Annotated in this window: 3 protein-coding genes and 1 pseudogene; all 4 read left to right on the top strand. The window is 38.7% G+C overall.

Translation table 11 applies throughout. The annotated features are described in order from the left end of the window. Positions 1-231: 231 nt before the first annotated feature. Entirely contained in the window at positions 232-552 is a 321-nt protein-coding gene (locus tag KIV41_RS12940; RefSeq protein WP_025523864.1) for a DUF4160 domain-containing protein, read from the top strand. Beyond that, positions 530-775, top strand: a complete 246-nt coding sequence (locus tag KIV41_RS12935) for a DUF2442 domain-containing protein (protein WP_025523863.1) — start codon at positions 530-532, stop codon at positions 773-775. The genes KIV41_RS12940 and KIV41_RS12935 overlap by 23 nt, the downstream gene beginning before the upstream one ends. A gap of 288 nt (positions 776-1,063) precedes the next feature. Continuing rightward, the gene (locus KIV41_RS12925) at positions 1,064-1,699 is read left to right on the top strand and encodes a hypothetical protein (protein WP_252040532.1); all 636 of its coding nucleotides are present in this window, start codon (positions 1,064-1,066) and stop codon (positions 1,697-1,699) included. Positions 1,700-2,267: 568 nt separating this feature from the next. Further along, positions 2,268-2,486: pseudogene (locus tag KIV41_RS12915) on the top strand (hypothetical protein); the annotation flags it as partial.

The raw sequence follows: 2,486 nt of genomic DNA, 5'->3' as shown, positions 1-2,486 counted from the left end.
AATAAAATATAACAAACTGTTTAAGAGTGATTCGCAACGCGTGGCATTTTCACTATGCGTTGGTTTTGGTGTTTAAGGTGGTATGCGGGAGCTTCGGTATTGCGTTGCTCACCCCTTAACAGGGCGTTATAAGCACTGGCACAGCTCTAAGAATTCAAACGTTCATTCTTTAATCAAACTTTTAATTGGTATATATGCACAATGATGCACCTCTATGTTAAGGAGGTGTATATGCCAAAAATTTATGAGTACTTAGGGATAGTTCTATTTTTCTACAGCAATGAGCATGAGCCGATTCACATACATGGTAAGTTTCAAGGTAAAGAATCTAAGGCGGAAATTCACCTAAAGAATGGACGTATAACAAGAGTTGTAGTCAAAGATAAGGGGACTGGGTTAGAGTCTAAGAAGAAGCGAGAGTTTCAAGACTTTGTTCACTGTTATGCGGAAGATATAGTGGATAAGTGGGTAGACTACTTTGTAAAGAAGAAACATGTAAGTCCAATGATAATTACGAAGAAGGTTAAAAATGTCAGAGTTATCGGTGGTTAGAGCAACGCATCTTACTGGTCACATATTAGAAATCGAGTTTAGTGATAGTCATATTTCAATCGTGGATTTCGCACCATTTATTTTTGGTAATGGTCACCCAGACTATGATGTGTATAAAGACGTTTCTCACTTTTTGAAGTTTGACCTACTTGATGGGAATCTAAACTGGGATGATTACACAATGATTTTTCCTATCGGTGATCTATACCAAAACAAATTGTAATAGTGCTTCTAACAAACTGTTTAAGAGTGATTCGCAACGCTTGGCATTTTTGCTATGCGTTGCGTCTAGCGTTTAAGATGGCATGCGGCGGCTCCAGTATTGCGTTGCTCACACCTTAACAGGGCGTTAGCTCGATATATCAACACCTTATAGTCAAGGTTCTAGTAAGTAATTACTGATCCAGTAAATTGCAGTCTCTCGTGAAGTCATACGAAAAAAAGCTAAGTGGATTTGTGTCGTGACTTTTTAGAACGTATCAATCCGGATATATGCTAAGTAGGAGTTTTTATGAGAGTTCAACAGTCAAAGGTTGGGGCTGACCCAGTAAAATATTATGCGAGTTTAATTGGAATGGAAAAGCATGAGTCTCGCTTGAAAAAGCAAGCCAATGCAATTCCGATCATGACTGGAATTGTCCTCTACAGACAGCTCCCAAAAAATAAGCAATCGCAAATATTAAAGCACATACTAGGCATGAGTGATAACCAGTTAAAAGCCTCATTGTACGGATTAGTTTCGCAGGTTGTAGCTAATCCATATTGGTTCTCGTGGTCTCTTTCTGACAGTGAGCTTAGGGAGTTCTTTGATACGAATAAAGGGGTGACTGACGCGCTGAAAGTCGTAGGGCTAGATATAACAATTCCGTTGACAGTGGCTGGTGTTGCAGCATTTTTATACTCCGCAAATGAAAAAGGGGTCATTGGAGCTTCACAAAAAGCCTCTGAGCAACTCAAAAAAACGGTTACCTCGTCGCCAGTAGCGCAAGTTGGCATGAAAATGGGACTAACAAAACAAGCAGCATCACGAGCATCGGCAATTCTGGTTGTTATGGTTACTGTTATTGCATACCAAACGAGTTCAAATGCAAAAGATGCTCAAAAAGAGTTGTTACGTAGAGGTTTGCTAAAAGCGGATGATTTATAATGCTAATCATATTTCTAATACTTGCCTTTTCATTGGCGACAATCCATTTCTCTCACGTGCTTTTCTCTTTGTGCCTATCATCTCCAAGTCAGTTACCTAAAGGTGTAACATTACTGCGTTCACTAGCTCTTTGCATAATGGCGGCTTGTGCGCAGTATTATACGCTTTCATTGATCTTAGGTTCTAACCTACCTGCGGTATCAGGTTTAGTTTTAGTAATAACAAATACTTTCTTCTTTATAGGTTTTTACTCTGCTTACAAAGCTAAGCACACCAAAGAAAGTTAGTGCGTGAATATATATCAAGCTAACAAACTGTTTAAGAGTGATTCGCAACGCGTGGCATTTTTACTATGCGTTAGTTTTAGTGGTTAAGGTGGTATGCGGCGGCTTCGGCATTGCGTTGCTCACACCTTAGCAAGGCGTTATGTGTCCGAGTAAGTTCGAAGATGTAATTGATAATCATGTAACTGTGCTTTCCTTCTCAAGGTCTTATTTTTAATCAGTTTTTAGTAATGTGGATTTGTTTTAAAAGTGTAGGCTAGTTTGTGTTTAAATGCGGAGGTCTCATGGTTAAACATATTTATCAACAATACAATTCTCTTAAAGAAGGTGAAAAAGAGTATCTTAAATTAAACCCTCACCATGCTATAGCAATAAAAGAAGCGAAAGATGTTGCTTTTTTCGAAACAGAATCTCGCTTTGGCATCAATGGACACAATGATAAAAGCGATGCATTTCGTCATTGTTTTTGGTCTTCGATGCTAGCTCGTGACATTGGATACAAA

Origin of the sequence: Vibrio sp. D401a (genome assembly GCF_030248515.1) — a bacterium.
In the GTDB taxonomy this organism is placed as follows: Bacteria; Pseudomonadota; Gammaproteobacteria; order Enterobacterales; family Vibrionaceae; genus Vibrio; species Vibrio rotiferianus.
Note: the sequence above shows the minus strand (reverse complement) of the source record. Positions and strands in the feature narration are given on the sequence as shown.

What these genes read in the sequence shown, in the direction of transcription:
- KIV41_RS12935 (WP_025523863.1), top strand. Translation starts at nt 530, where the DNA reads ATGTCAGAGTTATCGGTGGTTAGAGCAACGCATCTTACTGGTCACATA.
- KIV41_RS12925 (WP_252040532.1), top strand. Translation starts at nt 1,064, where the DNA reads ATGAGAGTTCAACAGTCAAAGGTTGGGGCTGACCCAGTAAAATATTAT.
- KIV41_RS12940 (WP_025523864.1), top strand. Translation starts at nt 232, where the DNA reads ATGCCAAAAATTTATGAGTACTTAGGGATAGTTCTATTTTTCTACAGC.